General features: G+C 72.5%; 15 protein-coding genes. 9 read left to right on the top strand and 6 right to left on the bottom strand.

Going from position 1 to position 15,602, the window contains the following annotated elements; translation table 11 throughout:
• Position 1: 1 nt before the first annotated feature.
• Entirely contained in the window at positions 2–322 is a 321-nt protein-coding gene (locus ACZ4WV_RS09945) for a heavy-metal-associated domain-containing protein (RefSeq protein WP_465744655.1), read from the bottom strand.
• Between the two features lie 241 nt (positions 323–563).
• Between ACZ4WV_RS09945 and ACZ4WV_RS09940 the strand changes: the two genes are divergently transcribed.
• The 3 genes from ACZ4WV_RS09940 (at position 564) to pip (ending at position 3,072) form a co-directional block, all read left to right on the top strand.
• Positions 564–866: a methylenetetrahydrofolate reductase gene (locus tag ACZ4WV_RS09940; protein ID WP_465744653.1), complete on the top strand. Its 303-nt coding sequence runs from the start codon at positions 564–566 to the stop codon at positions 864–866.
• A 15-nt stretch (positions 867–881) separates the two neighbouring features.
• Positions 882–2,045: a permease gene (locus ACZ4WV_RS09935; RefSeq protein WP_465744651.1), complete on the top strand. Its 1,164-nt coding sequence runs from the start codon at positions 882–884 to the stop codon at positions 2,043–2,045.
• A gap of 70 nt (positions 2,046–2,115) precedes the next feature.
• Positions 2,116–3,072, top strand: a complete 957-nt coding sequence (pip, locus tag ACZ4WV_RS09930) for a prolyl aminopeptidase (RefSeq protein WP_465744649.1) — start codon at positions 2,116–2,118, stop codon at positions 3,070–3,072.
• A 156-nt stretch (positions 3,073–3,228) separates the two neighbouring features.
• Here the strand turns inward: pip and ACZ4WV_RS09925 are convergent, their stop codons facing one another.
• Positions 3,229–3,441 carry a DUF397 domain-containing protein gene (locus ACZ4WV_RS09925; protein ID WP_465744647.1) on the bottom strand — a complete coding sequence of 71 codons (213 nt, stop codon included), beginning with the start codon at positions 3,439–3,441 and terminating at the stop codon, positions 3,229–3,231.
• A gap of 27 nt (positions 3,442–3,468) precedes the next feature.
• Positions 3,469–4,326 carry a helix-turn-helix domain-containing protein gene (locus ACZ4WV_RS09920; protein ID WP_465744645.1) on the bottom strand — a complete coding sequence of 286 codons (858 nt, stop codon included), beginning with the start codon at positions 4,324–4,326 and terminating at the stop codon, positions 3,469–3,471.
• Positions 4,327–4,562: 236 nt separating this feature from the next.
• On the opposite strand from ACZ4WV_RS09920, the gene ACZ4WV_RS09915 reads away from it, so the two are divergent.
• The 4 genes from ACZ4WV_RS09915 (at position 4,563) to ACZ4WV_RS09900 (ending at position 7,850) form a co-directional block, all read left to right on the top strand.
• A complete protein-coding gene (locus ACZ4WV_RS09915) occupies positions 4,563–4,997 on the top strand; it encodes an ATP-binding protein (protein ID WP_465744643.1) in 435 nt (144 codons plus the stop codon).
• Positions 4,994–5,275 (top strand): hypothetical protein, encoded by a 282-nt coding sequence (locus ACZ4WV_RS09910; protein ID WP_465744641.1) that lies wholly within the window; start codon positions 4,994–4,996, stop codon positions 5,273–5,275. Before ACZ4WV_RS09915 ends, ACZ4WV_RS09910 begins: the two co-directional genes overlap by 4 nt.
• Before the next feature lie 290 nt (positions 5,276–5,565).
• Positions 5,566–6,810, top strand: a complete 1,245-nt coding sequence (locus tag ACZ4WV_RS09905; RefSeq protein ID WP_465744639.1) for an esterase/lipase family protein — start codon at positions 5,566–5,568, stop codon at positions 6,808–6,810.
• 11 nt (positions 6,811–6,821) lie between these two features.
• Positions 6,822–7,850 (top strand): alpha/beta fold hydrolase, encoded by a 1,029-nt coding sequence (locus tag ACZ4WV_RS09900; protein ID WP_465744637.1) that lies wholly within the window; start codon positions 6,822–6,824, stop codon positions 7,848–7,850.
• A gap of 82 nt (positions 7,851–7,932) precedes the next feature.
• On the opposite strand, the gene ACZ4WV_RS09895 is transcribed toward ACZ4WV_RS09900, so the two are convergent.
• Complete coding sequence (locus ACZ4WV_RS09895; RefSeq protein ID WP_465744635.1) at positions 7,933–8,874, bottom strand: hypothetical protein; 942 nt, start codon at positions 8,872–8,874, stop codon at positions 7,933–7,935.
• 200 nt (positions 8,875–9,074) lie between these two features.
• On the opposite strand from ACZ4WV_RS09895, the gene ACZ4WV_RS09890 reads away from it, so the two are divergent.
• Positions 9,075–11,330: a heavy metal translocating P-type ATPase gene (locus tag ACZ4WV_RS09890; RefSeq protein ID WP_465744633.1), complete on the top strand. Its 2,256-nt coding sequence runs from the start codon at positions 9,075–9,077 to the stop codon at positions 11,328–11,330.
• Positions 11,331–11,499: 169 nt separating this feature from the next.
• On the opposite strand, the gene ACZ4WV_RS09885 is transcribed toward ACZ4WV_RS09890, so the two are convergent.
• Together ACZ4WV_RS09885 and ACZ4WV_RS09880 are read right to left on the bottom strand one after the other, a co-directional pair.
• Positions 11,500–12,300, bottom strand: a complete 801-nt coding sequence (locus ACZ4WV_RS09885) for a maleylpyruvate isomerase family mycothiol-dependent enzyme (protein ID WP_465744631.1) — start codon at positions 12,298–12,300, stop codon at positions 11,500–11,502.
• A 149-nt stretch (positions 12,301–12,449) separates the two neighbouring features.
• Positions 12,450–14,222, bottom strand: coding sequence for a protein kinase domain-containing protein (locus ACZ4WV_RS09880; protein WP_465744630.1), 1,773 nt, complete (start codon positions 14,220–14,222; stop codon positions 12,450–12,452).
• Between the two features lie 216 nt (positions 14,223–14,438).
• On the opposite strand from ACZ4WV_RS09880, the gene ACZ4WV_RS09875 reads away from it, so the two are divergent.
• Entirely contained in the window at positions 14,439–15,257 is an 819-nt protein-coding gene (locus ACZ4WV_RS09875; RefSeq protein WP_465744628.1) for a hypothetical protein, read from the top strand.
• The last annotated feature ends 345 nt before the right edge of the window (positions 15,258–15,602 follow it).

The following is a 15,602-nucleotide window of genomic DNA, read 5'->3' as shown; positions in this document are numbered from 1 at the left end:
GTCAGCCGTCGAGGCGGCCGACCAGGTCGTAGCCGGCCTCATCGATGGCGGCGGCGACGTCCCCGTCGACGAGCGGCTTGGTGCTGTCGACGGTGACCCTGCCGGTGGTGAGGTCGACCGCGACCTCGGTGACGCCGTCGATCTTCTTCAGCTCGGCCGTCACCGAGGTGACGCAGTGGCCGCAGGTCATGCCCTGCACCTGGAAGGCCGCACGCTCGGTGGAGGCGGTGGTGGGGGTCTCGGCGGCGTCGGTGCCGCACGAGCCGCAGCAAGAGGAGGCCTCGGCAGCGGAGGACTCGACGGTGACGGTGGTCTCGCTCATGGTGTGCTCCTGTCGTCGGTGTGCGCGGCGCCTTTCCGGGTGGCCCGGCGGCTGCTTCGCTGAGAACATACCATACCCCCCTGGGGTAATGCGGAACTTTCCCAGTGACGCTCAAGTCCGGCATGTAGCACTGCTGTTGTACTCGACGTGCACGATGGCCGGCGCAGCCACCGCCCGCGTGCCCCTGGGCCGGCCGCCGTCCAGGACCGTCGCCCGCCCCCACCGCACGAGGTGAGCCCCCATGGCCCAGACCACCCGGAGCGGGCCGCGCGGCCCGCATGGCCCTCAGGGCCTGCGCGAACTCCTCGCGGCGGGCGAACGGACGTACTCCTTCGAGTTCTTCCCGGCCAAGGACGAGGCCGGCGAACGCGCCCTCTGGGCCGCGATCCGGCGGGTGGAGACGGTCGCGCCGACCGAGCTTGCTCATCGGCTCTGCCCGGGGGCCATCAACGCTGCGGGAAGAGGTCTTGGTGCCGGGGCGCCGGCGCGTTACGGTTCCGTGTATACCCCGGCCCCGTATAGGGTGGCACGCGCCGGGGACTGAGGAAGGCGGACCACCATGCACGCGATCCTGCACGCGCTGTCCATCACCGGATCGATGACCTGGGAAATCACCTGGGCCCTGATCCTGGGCTTCCTGCTCTCGGCCGTGGTGCAGGCGGTGGTCCGCAAGTCCACCGTGGTGCGGTTGCTCGGCGACGACCGCCCGCGCACCCTCGCCGTCGCCGCGGGTCTCGGCGCGGCGTCCTCCTCGTGCTCCTACGCGGCTGTCGCGTTGGCCCGCTCGCTGTTCCGAAAGGGCGCGGACTTCACCGCGGCGATGGCCTTCGAGATCGCTTCCACCAATCTGGTGGTCGAACTCGGCATCATCCTCGCCCTGTTGCTGGGCTGGCAGTTCACGGCCGCCGAGTTCGTCGGCGGACCGGTGATGATCCTGCTGCTCGCCCTGCTCTTCCGACGGTTGTTGGGCGACCGGTTGCTCCAGGAGGCGCGGGAGCAGGCGGAGTTCGGGCGGGCAGGCTCGATGGAGGGCCACGCGGCGATGGACATGTCGGTGGCGGGGGAGGGCTCCTTCGCCCGGCGCCTCGGGTCCGGCAGGGGCTTCACCTCGGTCTCGCACGTGTTCGTGATGGAGTGGGCGGCGATCCTGAAGGACCTGGTGATCGGCCTGCTCATCGCCGGCGCGATCGCGGCCTGGGTGCCCGATTCGTTCTGGCAGGCGTTCTTCTTCGCCGACCACCCGCTGGCGTCGAAGCTGTGGGGCCCCCTGGTCGGGCCGCTGGTGGCGATCGCATCGTTCGTCTGCTCGATCGGCAACGTGCCGCTGGCCGTGGTGTTGTGGAAGGGCGGCATCAGCTTCGGCGGTGTGGTCGCGTTCATCTTCGCGGACCTGCTGATCCTGCCGATCCTGAACATCTACCGGAAGTACTACGGCACCCGGATGGCGCTCTTCCTGCTGGGGACGTTCTACGCGGCGATGGTGCTGGCCGGGTACGCGGTGGAGTTCGTGTTCGGCGGCCTCGGCCTGATCCCCGAGCAGAGGGAGGCGGAGATCCCGATGGCCGGCGTGGAGTGGAACTACACGACGTGGCTCAACATCGTGTTCCTGCTGCTGGCGACGGCCCTGGTCGTCCGCTTCTTCCGTACGGACGGGGCCGCGATGCTGCGGATGATGGGCGGCAGCCCGGAATCCGGCGAGCACGCTGGCCACGTCCACCATTGAGCATCAAATGCGCTGCCCGCGTGGTCGGTTGGCGGTACCGGCCGCTGTTACTCCCGTAGGATCACCGGTCATGCCTGTCTATCCTCCGACCAGTCCGTACGACACTGGATTCTTCGACACCGGGGACGGCAACCGCATCTACTACGAACAGCTCGGCAGCCCCGAGGGAAAGCCTGCTCTGGGCGTCCACGGCGGCCCGGGAGCGGGCGCGCCGCAGCGGCCGTTACGGGCCTGGGATCCCGAGCGGTACCGCGTCATCCGCTTCGACCAGCGCAACTACGGTCGCAGCACCCCGCACGCCAGCGACCCGGCGGCGGACATGAGCCTGAACACCACGCAGCACCTGATCGACGACATGGAGCAGCTGCGCGAGCACCTCGGCATCGAGAAGTGGCTGCTGAACGGGGCCTCATGGGGTTCGACGCTCGCCCTGGCCTACGCACAGCAGCACCCGGAGCGGGTCACCGAGATCATCCTCCAGGCGGTGACGACGACCAACCGCTCCGAGATCGACTGGCTCTACCGGGGCGCCGGGCGGTTCCGCCCCGAGGCGTGGGACCGGTTCCGCGACGGTGCACCCGAGGACGAGCGGGACGGTGACCTGCTCGCGGCCTACGCGCGGCTGATGGAGGACCCCGACCGGGCGGTCCGGGAGAAGGCCGCGGCTGACTGGCTGGCGTGGGAGGACGCGGTCATCTCCAACGAGCCGCACACTCCGGCGGGTATGTACAGCGATCGGGAGGTCGACGCCCGGATCGCGTTCGTGCGGATCTGCGCCCACTACTTCAGTAACGGGGCCTGGCTGGAGGAGGACCAGTTGCTGCGCGACGCCCACAAGCTGGCCGGAATTCCGGGGGTGCTGGTCCACGGCCGGCACGACATGGGCTGCCCGCCGCAGACGGCGTGGGAGCTGGCGAAGGCCTGGCCGGGTGCGCGGCTCCACATTTCCGAGGACTCCGGCCACATCGGCAGCGAGAGCATGGTGCAGGTGGTGTGGAACGCCATCGAAGAGTTCAAGGACCGGTGAACCCGTGGGGGCAGGGCAGCTGAGTCGGGTTGGCTGACGGCGTGGGGGGGGGGGGGGGGGGGAGGCGCGAGGGGGGGGGGGAGGGGGGGGGGGGGGGGGGGGGGAGGGGGGGGGGGTGGGGCCCCCCCCCCCCCCCCCCCCCCCACGCAGGGGTGTTCAGGCGTTGGGGAGTTCGTCGGTTTTGATGGCGGTGATGAAGGCCGTCCAGGCGTCGGCGGGGAACGCGAGTGCCGGGCTGTGAGGGTCCTTCGAGTCGCGAACGGCCATGCCCCCAGTATTGGTGATGAGTCCGGTCTCTACACAGTCGTTCGCCTGTGCGCTGTAGCTGCTCTTGTACCAGCCACGAGCGGAGATCTCCGGCATGGTCATGTGCTCTCCCTCTTGTCTGATCTGTACTCACGATTCCGTTGCGATGGCGGTGATCATATCGAGCGACTGGGCCGGGTTCAGGGCCGAGGAGCGCAGGTAGTCGAAGACGAGCCCATAGCCAGCGAGTTCTGGTTCTTTCTCGAGGTAATGGCTACTCGTCAGAGTCTCTAGGAACACGGTCCCTGGAGTCGGCGAATCGGTGAACCCGAACATCACGAACGCACCGCATGCTCCGGCGAGAGCGCCGACGCTGAGTGGGATAACCTGCAAGGTGATGTTGGGTTGCTGCGCAGCCTCGACCAGGTAGTTCAGTTGGGCGCGCCGTACGTCGAGCCCGCCTACCGGGCAGCGGAGAGCTGGCTCCCAGATGATTGCCCAGAAGCGTGCGGCATCTGGCTTACCCAAGACGTCCTTGCGATCCATCCGCACCTTGACCAGTTGGTCGATACGTTCAGGGCGCACGGCGGCAGGATTCGCCCCAAGTAGAGCTCGGGCGTAGTCCTCCGTCTGCAAGAGGCCAGGCACGACCAAAGGTTGCCACGTCTGGATGTACCTGGCATGACCTTCCAGGTCGAGGAAGTCCGCATACTCAGGTGGAATCGTGTCACCGTAGTCGTGCCACCACCCGCGTTTCTTACTGTCTCGAGCGAGCGTTTCTAGGGTGTCCCTGTCGGACGGCTCCGTGACGCCGTAGAGGTCCAGCAGGACTCCGAGATCCAAGCGCCGGATCCCCACCGAGCCGGTCTCTATCCGGCTGATCTTTGCGCGGGAGCACCGGAGAGCGTCTGCGGCCTCTTCGGTGGTCTTGTCTGCCAGTTCTCGAAGCCTGCGAAGCTCCGAGCCCAACCGACGGCCGCGCACTGTCGGCCTTGGTCCGTCGCCCATGCTCGATCCTCTCTTGTCCTGCTCAGCATGCATTGTGACGGATCGTCGTGGCTACGGGCCGCGTTCTGCAAATTGCAGAGTTCACGTTGCGAGCAGCGTCAGCGTCAGTGCATGCTTACGAAGTGTGGTGAGCGTCACCACACAGCGTGATCCTGGCGGCTCATCGCTCGGGCACTCCTTTGCCCTCGACCGCCTCCGGATCGCGCCATTCCCACCACCCCGGAGGAGGCCCCGCCATGCCCGGAACGCTGGAGAAGCCGCCTGCCCCTGCGAGCGAGTACTCGTGGTGGCTGCCCAGGCACCACAAGTCCGCCGGGTTCGCCCGCCGGCTGCTCCGTACCTTCCTCGCCAAGCAGCCCGACGGCGAACGCTTCCTCTGCGCCGGCGAGTTGGTGCTCGGTGAGCTGGTCGCCAACGCCGTTCTCCATGCCAAGACCCCGCCGGGGCGGCTCATCCTCGTCCAGCTCTCTCTACACCCCGACGTGCTCCGCATCGAGGTGCATGACGCCGACGCCGAGCGGCCGGCCCTACCCCGCCCCGTCGCCCCGGACGACGAGTGCGGGCGCGGGCTCTGGCTCGTCTCGCAACTCGCCGCCGACTGGGGCTGCTGTCCGCGCGAGGGCGGCATCGGCAAGGTGATGTGGGCGCTGATCGGAGGGGGCGCGCGATGAGCACCGAACTCCCCTTCCCGGTGACCGTCGAGATCAAGGGCGTCACCAAGCGCGCCACCTTCTCGAAGCTCTCCGACGCCCTCGACGCCATCCGCGCCAGCCTCGCCCGACTGCCCTTGGACGACGACCAGGCCGGCTACCTCGCCGACCTCTTCTCCCAGGCCTCCGCCGCCCGGATCGCCCACCAGCTGGTCGAGTTCGGCGCGGTGCGCGCGATCGCCTTCATCGGCGTGGAGTCCGCCCACCCGATCCACCTGTGCGTGGCGGGGCCGGAGTGAACACCGAAGCCCTGCTCCGCTCGGTGCTCACCCGAGCCGCCCCGGCAGCCGCTCGGGTGAGCGGCGGTCGAGCAGGTGCCCCGGGCGATCCAGCGCGGATCGCCCGGCACTGCGCGGGGGCACCTCCCGAAGCCAGGTGAGCGGCACCTACACCCCGAGGCCCGAGGTGTGTGCCGCCGCCATATAAGCGGCACCCCGCCATCCGTAGCGTGTCGCGCAATGGACCCTCGGCGTAAGGGAGTGGGCGCGGTATGCGGAGAAGCGGACTCGGTAGGCGCAGAGGTCGGGGCATGCTGCTCACGGGCGTGCTACTGCTCATCGGCGTGGTCGTCCCATCAGTACCGGCGGCCGCAGCTGCGACGCCACCCAACCTGGCCCTGGAGGCGACCTACGGCAGCGTCGCCAACGGCTGGGACCACGTCGAGCGGTACCTCGACACCACCACCGGTTTCCACCAGGAGCAGTACCCGCCGGACGGCCGGGGCGACCAGGACGGTCAGCGGCTCACCTTCTTCGGCGGCGTCAAGCAGCCGTTCTCCGGCCGCTTCCTGCTCTACTCGGCCCCCGGCTGGAACTCCGGTGCACACCAGGTCCCGGTGCTGCTGGTGCACGGCGCGAACGACAATCCGGACCGGGCCTGGGCCGATCCCGGCGAGTCCGGCGGTTACGGCTGCGGCGCCGCCTCCTGCCCGAGCACCGGCCTGATGCAGTACCTGGCCGGCCGGGGCTACCGGGTCTTCGCGATCGGCTTCGCGCACAAGCAGGGCGACAACCTGATGCAGGCCCAGGAGGTCGGGGACGCCGTCGCGCTGATCCGGGCGAAGCTCGGCGTCCCGCAGGTGGACCTGGTGGGCTGGAGCAAGGGCGAGATGTCCACCCGGGCTTACGTCTCCTCCGTCAAGCCGGCCTGGGGCCGCCCGTACGCGGGCGACGTGCGCAAGTTGATCACCCTCGGCGGCCCGAACGGCGGCTACGACTACCCCTTCGCGCACGGCTGGGCGCACGACTTCTCGATCTGGCCCCAGTGCGGCGGCGCCGTCAACGCCCCCTCCCCCCACCTGCACATGACCTGCTACGGCACCTCCACCGCGCACCCGGAGTTCTCCTTCACCCCCACCGGCGGCTACGACGACTACCCCGGGCAGCGGCAGATGCTGGCCCGCTGGGACTCCGTCTTCGGCGTCGACCAGACCCAGCAGGACTGGTACACCACCTACTACGGCGGCCAGGGCTTCTACACCGACGGCGGCGGCATCCAGCCCGCGATCGACGCCGGCTCGTTGATCACCCCGCTGCACCGGGCCGGGGTGCCCGCCTCGGTCACGGCGTACCTCCTGGCCGGCGGCACCCCGAACATCGTCGGCATCTTCAACGAGGACCGTGGCCCCAGCGACGGCGTGGTGTTCGTGGCCAGCGCTCTGGACACCACCGGGTTCGCCACCGTGGGCGGCACCGCGCTGGTCGCCTCCGCCAACCACCTGGAACTCGGCTGGGACGGCGCGGCGAGCGCGCAGGTCGCCGGCTGGCTGAACTGAGGACGCGTCCGATGATCGTCGACCGGCTGATAGCCACCGACCGACTGACCGTGAACTGCGCCGAGATCGAGGGCCGCACCGGGGAGCCCGTGGTCCTGGTGCACGGCAACGTCTCCTCCGGCGTGTTCTGGCACTCGACCATGGCCGGACTCCCGACCCGCTACCGTCCGCTGGCGCCCGACCTGCGCGGCTTCGGCGGCACCGAGCCGCTGCCGGTGGACGCCACCCGGGGCCTGCGCGACCACACCGAGGACCTGCTCTCCTTCATCACGACGCTGGCCCTGGGCCCGGTGCACCTGGTCGGCTGGAGCATGGGCGGCGGGGTGGGTCTGCAACTGCTGCGGGACCGCCCCGAGTCGGTCCGCTCGCTGACTCTGGTCAACCCGGTCTCCCCGTACGGCTTCGGCGGCACTCACGGGGCCGACGGGCGGCTCAACTCGCCCGACGGGGCCGGCTCCGGCGCGGGCGGCGCGGCCGCCGAGTTCGTCCGGCTGCTGCGCGAGGGGGAGGTGGGCGCGGAGTCGCCGTTCGCGCCGCGCTCGGTGCTGGACAGCGCGTACGTCGGCGAACCGCTGCCCGAGCCGGACCGCTACCTGGCCGCGATGCTGACCACCCGGGTCGGGGACGACCACTACCCGGGCGACAGCCGGCCGAGCGATGCCTGGCCGGGCTTCGCGCCCGGCGGGCGGGGCGTGCTCAACTCGCTGGCGCCGAACCACTTCCGGATCGACGACCTCGACGTGGTCGAGCCGAAGCCGCCGGTCCTGTGGATCCGCGGGTCCGCCGACGTGATCGTTTCCGACACCTCGCTCTTCGACATGGCCCACCTGGGGGCCCTCGGCCTCGTCCCCGACTGGCCGGGAGCGGACGCGTGCCCGGCCCAGCCGATGGTGGCGCAGACCCGCGCCGTGCTGGACCGCTACGCCGCCGCGGGCGGGCGGGTGCGCGAGGTGGTGGTCGAAGGGGCCGGGCACAGCGTGCAGCTGGAGCGCCCGAAGGAGTTCCTGGCGGCGCTGGTGGAGGCGCTGGGCGGGGCGTGACCATAACGGGCGGTAGCCGCCCGCCCACGCGAAAGAGCCGGACGACCCCGGGGGATCGTCCGGCCCTTTCGCGTGGGCGCGTTCAGTGCTGGTGGCCGTCGGCCGGGCTGGTGGCGCTGCCGTCCTCCGTCGTGACGGTGAAGGCGGCGGTGTGCACGGTGCCCTGGTGCTGGAAGTCCAGGAAGAGGCGGTAGCCGCCCGGGCTGGGGGCGGTGGTGGTGAAGGCGATCTCCGGGCCCGGGGTGGTGGTGTCCGGGTGGACGTGGAGGTAGGCGAGGTCGCCGGCGCGGAGGGCGACGAGGTGGCCGTAGGCGCCCAGGTAGGGCTGGAGGTCGGTGACCGGCTTGCCGTCCTTTGCGACGGTGAGCGTGAGCCGGCCGCTGCGCCCGGGGGTGAGGCCGCCGCCGAGGGTGACGGTGTAGCCGTCGACGGTGACCGTCCGCCCGGTCTCGGGCAGTGGGGCGGGGTGTAGGTCTCCCGCGGCGTGGAGGTCGGCGCCGAGGGTGAGGCCCTCGGCGGCGCCGGCCGGGGTGAAGTCGGCGAAGACCCGGTACTCCCCGGCGGCGGGTACGGCGGTCGAGGCGCTCCAGGTGCCGTCGGCGGCCAGGGTCGGGTGCAGGTGCTGGAAGGTGGACAGGTCGCGCGGCGCGACGATCAGGTGGAGTTCCTTCTCGTGCTGCCGCTGGTAGGCGGTGACCGGCCGGCCGTCCGCGCCGAGTATGCGGAACCGCAGGTCGGTGGGGGAGCCGGCGGTGACGAAGGGGTTCTCGACGCTCAGGGTGTAGCCGCGTTCGGAGATCTGGAGGCCGCCGGGCACGGGGTCGGCGGCTCCGCCCCTCGTGTCGGGTGCGGGGTCGTGTCCGGCGTGCTGCTCGGGGGTCTGACCGGCGTCGTGCCCCGGGTGTCCGGCGCCGGCGGGGTTGGGCGAGGGCGCGGAGCCGGTGGCGTGGCCGACGCCGAGGGCGAGGCCGAAGACGGCGGCGAGCCCGGCGGTGAAGGCGGTGATGCGCACGGCGGTGTTCATGGCGGGGGCCCTCCTCAGGCGTTCGGACAGGAACGCAGTGAATACCGGGCGGGGGTATGTAGTCAAGCGAGTCGCGGACTTTTCACAATAGGGACCAGGGGTATCCGAAACGCTTGCGCGATGTACCCCCCGGGGGTATAACTGAGACATCACCGACGGCCGGTACGGCGACGGCGCGACGACTGCCACGAGGAGCAAGGATGACGACGCAGGCCCCCGCCTCCACGGAGGTGGAACTCTCGATCGGTGGAATGACGTGCGCCTCGTGCGCGGCCCGCATCGAGAAGAAGCTCAACCGGATGGACGGCGTCTCGGCCAGCGTCAACTACGCCACCGAGAAGGCCAAGATCACCTTCGAGAGCGGCGTCGAGGTGGCCGACCTGATCGCGACCGTCGAGGCCACCGGCTACACCGCCGCACCGCCCGAACCCCCGGTCACCGAGGGCGCCGAGGCCGGCCAGGGCGCCCGGCAGGCCGCGCCGGCCGACGAACTGGCCCCGCTGCGCCAGCGGCTGATCACCGCGCTGACCCTGGCCGTGCCGGTGATCGCGATGGCGATGGTCCCGGCGCTGCAGTTCGACGACTGGCAGTGGCTGTCCCTGACCCTCGCCGCGCCGGTCGTCACCTACGCCGCCTGGCCGTTCCACAAGGCCGCGTTCACCAACGCCCGGCACGGCGCCGCGACGATGGACACCCTGGTCTCGCTCGGTACCGGCGCCGCGTTCCTGTGGTCCCTGTGGGCGCTGTTCTTCGGCGACGCGGGCATGCCGGGCATGCGGCACGGCTTCGAGCTGACCATCGCCCGCAGCGACGGCGCGTCGGACATCTACCTGGAGGCCGCGGCCGGTGTCACCGCCTTCATCCTGGCCGGCCGCTATTTCGAGGCCCGCTCCAAGCGCACCGCGGGAGCCGCTCTCAAGGCGCTGCTGGAGCTGGGCGCCAAGGACGTGACGGTGCTGCGCGGCGGAGCCGAGGTGCGGATACCGATCGCCGAACTCGCCGTGGGCGACCGCTTCGTGGTGCGGCCCGGCGAGAAGATCGCCACCGACGGCACGGTGGTCGAGGGCGCCTCGGCGGTGGACGCGTCGATGCTGACCGGTGAGTCGGTGCCGGTCGAGGTCGGCGTCGGCGACGCCGTCACCGGCGCCACCGTCAACGCGGGCGGCCGGCTCGTCGTCGAGGCGACCAGGGTCGGCGCGGACACCCGGCTCGCCCGGATGGCCAAGCTGGTCGAGGAGGCCCAGAACGGCAAGGCCGCCGCCCAGCGGCTCGCGGACCGGATCTCCGCCGTCTTCGTCCCGATCGTGATCACCCTCGCGGTGGCCACCCTCGGCTACTGGCTGGGCACCGGCGAAGGCTGGACGGCCGCCTTCACCGCCGCCGTGGCCGTGCTGATCATCGCCTGCCCGTGCGCCCTGGGCCTGGCCACCCCGACCGCGCTGCTGGTCGGCACCGGCCGCGGCGCCCAGCTCGGTATCCTCATCAAGGGACCGGAGGTCCTGGAGTCCACCCGCAAGGTCGACACCATCGTCCTGGACAAGACCGGCACCGTCACCACCGGACAGATGACCCTGCTCGCCGTCCACACCGCCGACGGCGTCACCGAAGCCGAGGCACTGCGCCTGGCCGGCGCCCTGGAACACGCCTCCGAACACCCGATCGCCCGCGCGATCGCCACCGCCGCCGCCCAAGCCGGCGAACTGCCCGCCGTCGAGGGCTTCGCGAACGTGCCCGGCCTCGGCGTCCAGGGCACGGTGGACGGCCACGCGGTGGTGGCCGGGCGCGAGGCCCTGCTCGCCGACCGCGCGCAGTACCTGCCGGAGCGCCTGGCCGAGGCCAAGCGCACGGCGGAGTCCGCGGGCCGCACCGCGGTCGCGGTCGGCTGGGACGGCGCGGCCCGGGCCGTGCTGGAGGTCGCCGACGCGGTCAAGCCCACCAGTGCCGAGGCCATCGCCGCCCTGCGCGCCCTGGGCCTGACCCCGGTGCTGCTGACCGGCGACAACCGGGCGGTGGCCGACGCGGTCGCCGCCGAGGTCGGCATCGACCCGCAGCACGTGATCGCCGAGGTCCTGCCCGAGGACAAGGTGGCCACCGTCAAGCGGCTACAGGCCGAGGGCAAGGTCGTGGCGATGGTCGGCGACGGCGTCAACGACGCCGCCGCGCTCGCCCAGGCCGACCTGGGCCTGGCCATGGGCACCGGCACCGACGCCGCCATCGAGGCCGGCGACCTCACCCTCGTCCGCGGCGACCTCCGCTCGGCCGCCGACGCCATCCGGCTCTCCCGCAAGACGCTCCGAACCATCAAGAGCAACCTGTTCTGGGCCTTCGGCTACAACGTCGCCGCCCTGCCGCTGGCCGCCGCCGGGATGCTCAACCCGATGATCGCCGGGGCCGCGATGGCCTTCTCCTCGGTCTTCGTGGTGGGCAACAGCCTCCGGCTGCGCCGCTTCCGCTGACCAGCGCCGCCCCCGGACCGCCGGTCCGAGGCCCCGGAACCCGAACACCCAGGTTCCGGGGCCTCGGACGTGCAACGCCGTTGCTTCAGGCGGTCGCTGCGGTCGCCGTACTGCGGGCGGACTTCGGCTTCTTCGAGCCGTGCCGTCGACCGACCGCCCCCGCTACGTCCTACTTCTCCTCCGGCTCCCAGGCGCGGAGCAGGTCGAGCAGCCCGGCGTCCCCGTCCACGCGCAAGGACTCGGCCTGGATGCGGTCGTACAAGTAGAGGACCAACTCACTGGCCGTGCCATGGACGGAGGCGCCGGCTGCGTCCGAGGCCTCGCCGGTCGCTGCGGTGGGCGCGGGGATGCGGGTGGAGCGTGCGCCGTCGCCGTCGACCGTGAGGCGCCAGGAGCGGCCCTCGGCGGAGTGGAAGTCGAAGGCCGTGGGCTTGTGCGGCCAGGCACTCGGCGTTCCGCAGACGGTGAACAGGAACTCCTCCACACCGTCGAGTGCCACCTCGACCGGCAGCGGCTGCGCAGCGCCCCCGGCGAGCTGGGCGTCGTACGTGTGCACCGCGGTCTCCTGGGCCCGGTGCCGGGCGACACCGCCGGAGGTTTGCGGTGACTGCGACGCGGGCCACCACGTCCAGCAACCGCTCTCCGGGCCTGCCTCGCGCAGGGCGCTCAGCAGAAGCTGCGTCGACGCGGCCAGCCAGGCCAGCAGGACCTCACGCTCCCGCGGCACTTCCAGCGCCCCGCGCGCAGCGGTGGCCTCGGCCGGGGGAGCGTCGGCAGGCCCCGCGCCGACGATGGCGGCCCAGAAACGGTCTCCCCCACCCAGGTGCTTCACCAGATCGAACAGCGTCCACCCGGGGCAGGTCGGCACCTGTGCGTCGAGACTGGGCGCAGCGGCGACCGCGGCGCGGAAGGCGGTCGACCGTTCATCGATCAGTCGCAGCAGGTCAGGAAACTCAAGATTCTCTTCCACGCCGGATGTCTATCACCGTGCTCCGGTGATCGGACAGCGATTTTCACGGTGGCCGCCGGGACAGCCGGGGCAGCCGGACTGCCAGAACCGCCAGATCCGCCAGATCCGCCGGGGCCGTCAGGGTCGCAGGGTCGCCGCCGGGTTCACCGTCACCGCCCGTCCGGCAGTTCCACCGCCTGCCAGCGGTACGCCGCGTCCTCCTGCCACACCTGCAACTCGCCCTCCACCACTGCCGCCAGGCACAGCCGCCAGTCGTCCCCGACCGCCAGCGCGACCCGGGTGGCCGGGCGCAGCGTGGGCCGCCACCAGCGCGGACGCCGCGACGCACCGCCGGCCGGGAGCCGCAGCCGGACGCCGCCCGCGCCGGCCAGGGCGATGGTGGGCCCGCCGCGGTGGCCGGCCATGGCGATGCCGAGGGCGGGTTCGCCGTCGCCGACCTCCGTGCCCGCCCCGGGAGCGTCGACGGCGTGCAACTGCACCGAGCCGTCCGAGCGAAGGGTGGCGGCCTGCGGGCCGGCGGAGGTGCGGGCCAGCGCGCCGGCGCGCACGGCGCCGGGCGGGCCGAGCGGGACGGGCGGCCGGGTGGAGCCCGGCCGCCAGCCGAGCACGCGCTCGCGGTGTTCGATCAGCACCAGCCAGGCGCCGGGGCGTTCCTCCTCGGCGGCGAGCACCCGGTCGGCGGGGCAGCCGGTGTGCTCCTGGCCGGTGAGGGTGAGGCCGGGCGCCCAGCGGTAGGACCGCAGGGTGCCGCCGGCCGCCGTCCAGACCGTCAGCTCCCCGGTGGAGTTGACGGCTCCGGCGAGCCCGCTGACCCCGCGCGCCGCCTCCCACCAGCCGGTCGCGGTGCCGACCCAGAGGGTGCCGGTCCGGTCCTCGGCGCAGACCGTCAGCTCGCCCTGGCGACCGGCCCAGCCCGCCGCCAACTCCCGGACGACCCCGGGCCCCTGGCCGGAGGGCAGCCGAAGTCCGGTGCGGCCGGGGCCGGCCAGCGCGGTACCGTCGGCGCCGCCGGTGACCACCAGCGGCCGGCCGGCCCGGTCGGGGAGTACGGCCAGGCCCGCGGTGCGCGCCACCGGCCGGTGGGCGCGCAGCAGTTCGCGGCCGCGGGCCGCCCACGGGCCGAGCGGGGAGGGGCGGCGCTCGGGCTCGCGGGCGAGCGGTTCGCAGGCCCACCGGGCCAACTCCTCGCCGTAGCCGGCCGCGAGCAGCTCGGCGCGGGCCTGCTCGGCGGCGAGCCGGTGGTCGAGCCGGCCGTGGTCGGGCAGCAGCAGGGTGCGGGCCAGGGTGCCGACGGCGAACAGGTCCTTGGCGGTGGTGGGGAAGCCGCCGACCTGTTCGGCCTCGGGCGGGACGTGCCCGGGGGTGAAGACCGCGACGGTCAGGGTGTGGTCGAGCGGAGCGAGGAAGGTCAGATCGATCAGCTTGACCAGGCCCTGGCCGTCGACCAGGACGTTGGCGGGGGAGATGTCGCGGTGCACCCAGCGCTTGCGGTGCAGGTCGTCGACGATCCGGCAGAGCCGGGTCAGCACCTCGGCCACCGCCGGGTGCCCGCCGCGCTGGGCCCGGGCCCAGGTGTGCAGCGGCACGCCGTCGACCCAGGGCGATATCTGGTAGCCCAGCAGGCTGCCGGAGGGGGCCGTGCCCGGCCGGTGCGGGGAGGGCCCGAGCAGGAAGCTGGGCACCACCAGGTCGGTGATGCCGAGCCGGTGGGCGTTGTGTGACACGTCGTCCCAGCGTCCGAGCCAGCGGCGCACCTCGGAGGGGCCGCGCTCCAGCATGATCTTGGCGGCGACCAGCTCCTTGATCCCGTTGTGGCCGGTGCGCACGGCCCGCCACACCTCGGCCTCGCCGCCGCGGTGGTGGAACTCCAGTAGTTCGTACTGCTCGGGGTCGAACTCGGGCCCGAAGCGGAGCCCGGGCACCCAACGAGACTCGGACACTCGACCCCCGACGCTTGTCACCGCTGCTGATGCTGCTGATGCGCTGCCCAGGATAGTCCGGGTTCCTGTTCGTCCACCCTGAGGAGGGCCTATTCTGATGGGCGGCCGGAGCAACATCACGAAACAACGTCAAATCATGGTCGTACCGGGGAGGTTGATCATGACTCGGGCGTGTGTCGGACAACAGGGGGACGGTGCATGCTGCTGACCGCAGTGCTGCTGATCGTGGTGGCACTGGCCGCAGTGGCGGCCGTCGTACTGGGACGCAGGCGAACGGCCCTGGACGCCCCGGGCGTCGCCAAGGCCCTCGCCGCCGCCGCCGAGAAGCTCGCCGCCGGCCACGCCCCGCAGGCCCGCCGTCGCTACGCCCGGCTGGCCCGCCGACTCGCCACCGGGCCCGAGGAACTCCGCCCCCAGCGCGGCCTCGCCCTGCTCGGCCAGGCCGAGGCCACCATCCCCACCGGCGACCAACAGGCCACCCTCGCCCTCTACCGCGAGGCCTTCCCGCTGCTCGCCGACCCGGCCCGGCAGCTGCCCCGGTGGAGCCTGCGCCGCCTCGCCGACGAACGGATGCAGGCCCCCGACGGCGACCTCGGCCCGCTGCTCGCCCTCCTCCAGGCCACCGCCGCCGGCGCCGAGCCGGGGGAGGAGGCCGAAGCCGCCGCCCGCGCCCAGCACTGGCTGCAACAGCTGTGCCGGGAGGGCACCGCCGAACAGCGCGACCACGCCGCCGCCCGCGCCCTCGCCGCCCTGCCCGGCCGAGACTGGCCGGTGCTCGCCCGGGCCGCCCTGCTGCGCGCCACCGGCCGCGCCGCCGAGACCGAACCCCTGCTCGCCGCGGCCGCCCCCGGCGGCAGCGGCGAACTCTGGTTCCGCTGGGGAGCCCAGCTGTTCACCGAGCACCGCGACGAACCCGCCGTCGCCGCCTTCGACGAAGCGGTGGGGGGGGGGGGCGGGGGGGGGCTGGCCTTGGGGGGGGGGGGGGGGTGGGCGACCCAGCACAACCTCGTTTCTTGAACAGTCCCCAACAACCCCCTCCCCACACCCCCCCCCCCCCCCCCCCCCCCCCCCCCCCCCCCCCCCCCCCCCCCCCCCCCCCCCCCCCCCCCCCCCCCCCCCCCCCCCGCTGCGCACCGACAGCCTGCTGTTCCGCGGACTGGCCCGCCAACGACTCGGCGCCACCGATGCCGCCTGGGCCGACCTCGCGGCCGCCGCCGGGGAGACCCCGGGCGACCCGCGCCCGCGCTACGCCCTCGGCCGGCTCGCCCTGCTGCTCGGCGCCGACGACCAGGCCCGGGAACAGTTCACCGCCGCCCTGACCGTCCAACCCTCCTTCGCCCCCGCCCGGTTCGGCCTCGCCCT

Source organism: Kitasatospora sp. NPDC029312, assembly GCF_055569215.1.
This window is presented reverse-complemented; position numbering and strand designations above follow the sequence as displayed.

Coding starts and splice junctions, on each gene's coding strand:
- ACZ4WV_RS09945 (WP_465744655.1), bottom strand. CDS start 322: ATGAGCGAGACCACCGTCACCGTCGAGTCCTCCGCTGCCGAGGCCTCC.
- ACZ4WV_RS09940 (WP_465744653.1), top strand. CDS start 564: ATGGCCCAGACCACCCGGAGCGGGCCGCGCGGCCCGCATGGCCCTCAG.
- ACZ4WV_RS09935 (WP_465744651.1), top strand. CDS start 882: ATGCACGCGATCCTGCACGCGCTGTCCATCACCGGATCGATGACCTGG.
- pip (WP_465744649.1), top strand. CDS start 2,116: ATGCCTGTCTATCCTCCGACCAGTCCGTACGACACTGGATTCTTCGAC.
- ACZ4WV_RS09925 (WP_465744647.1), bottom strand. CDS start 3,441: ATGACCATGCCGGAGATCTCCGCTCGTGGCTGGTACAAGAGCAGCTAC.
- ACZ4WV_RS09920 (WP_465744645.1), bottom strand. CDS start 4,326: ATGGGCGACGGACCAAGGCCGACAGTGCGCGGCCGTCGGTTGGGCTCG.
- ACZ4WV_RS09915 (WP_465744643.1), top strand. CDS start 4,563: ATGCCCGGAACGCTGGAGAAGCCGCCTGCCCCTGCGAGCGAGTACTCG.
- ACZ4WV_RS09910 (WP_465744641.1), top strand. CDS start 4,994: ATGAGCACCGAACTCCCCTTCCCGGTGACCGTCGAGATCAAGGGCGTC.
- ACZ4WV_RS09905 (WP_465744639.1), top strand. CDS start 5,566: ATGCTGCTCACGGGCGTGCTACTGCTCATCGGCGTGGTCGTCCCATCA.
- ACZ4WV_RS09900 (WP_465744637.1), top strand. CDS start 6,822: ATGATCGTCGACCGGCTGATAGCCACCGACCGACTGACCGTGAACTGC.
- ACZ4WV_RS09895 (WP_465744635.1), bottom strand. CDS start 8,874: ATGAACACCGCCGTGCGCATCACCGCCTTCACCGCCGGGCTCGCCGCC.
- ACZ4WV_RS09890 (WP_465744633.1), top strand. CDS start 9,075: ATGACGACGCAGGCCCCCGCCTCCACGGAGGTGGAACTCTCGATCGGT.
- ACZ4WV_RS09875 (WP_465744628.1), top strand. CDS start 14,439: ATGCTGCTGACCGCAGTGCTGCTGATCGTGGTGGCACTGGCCGCAGTG.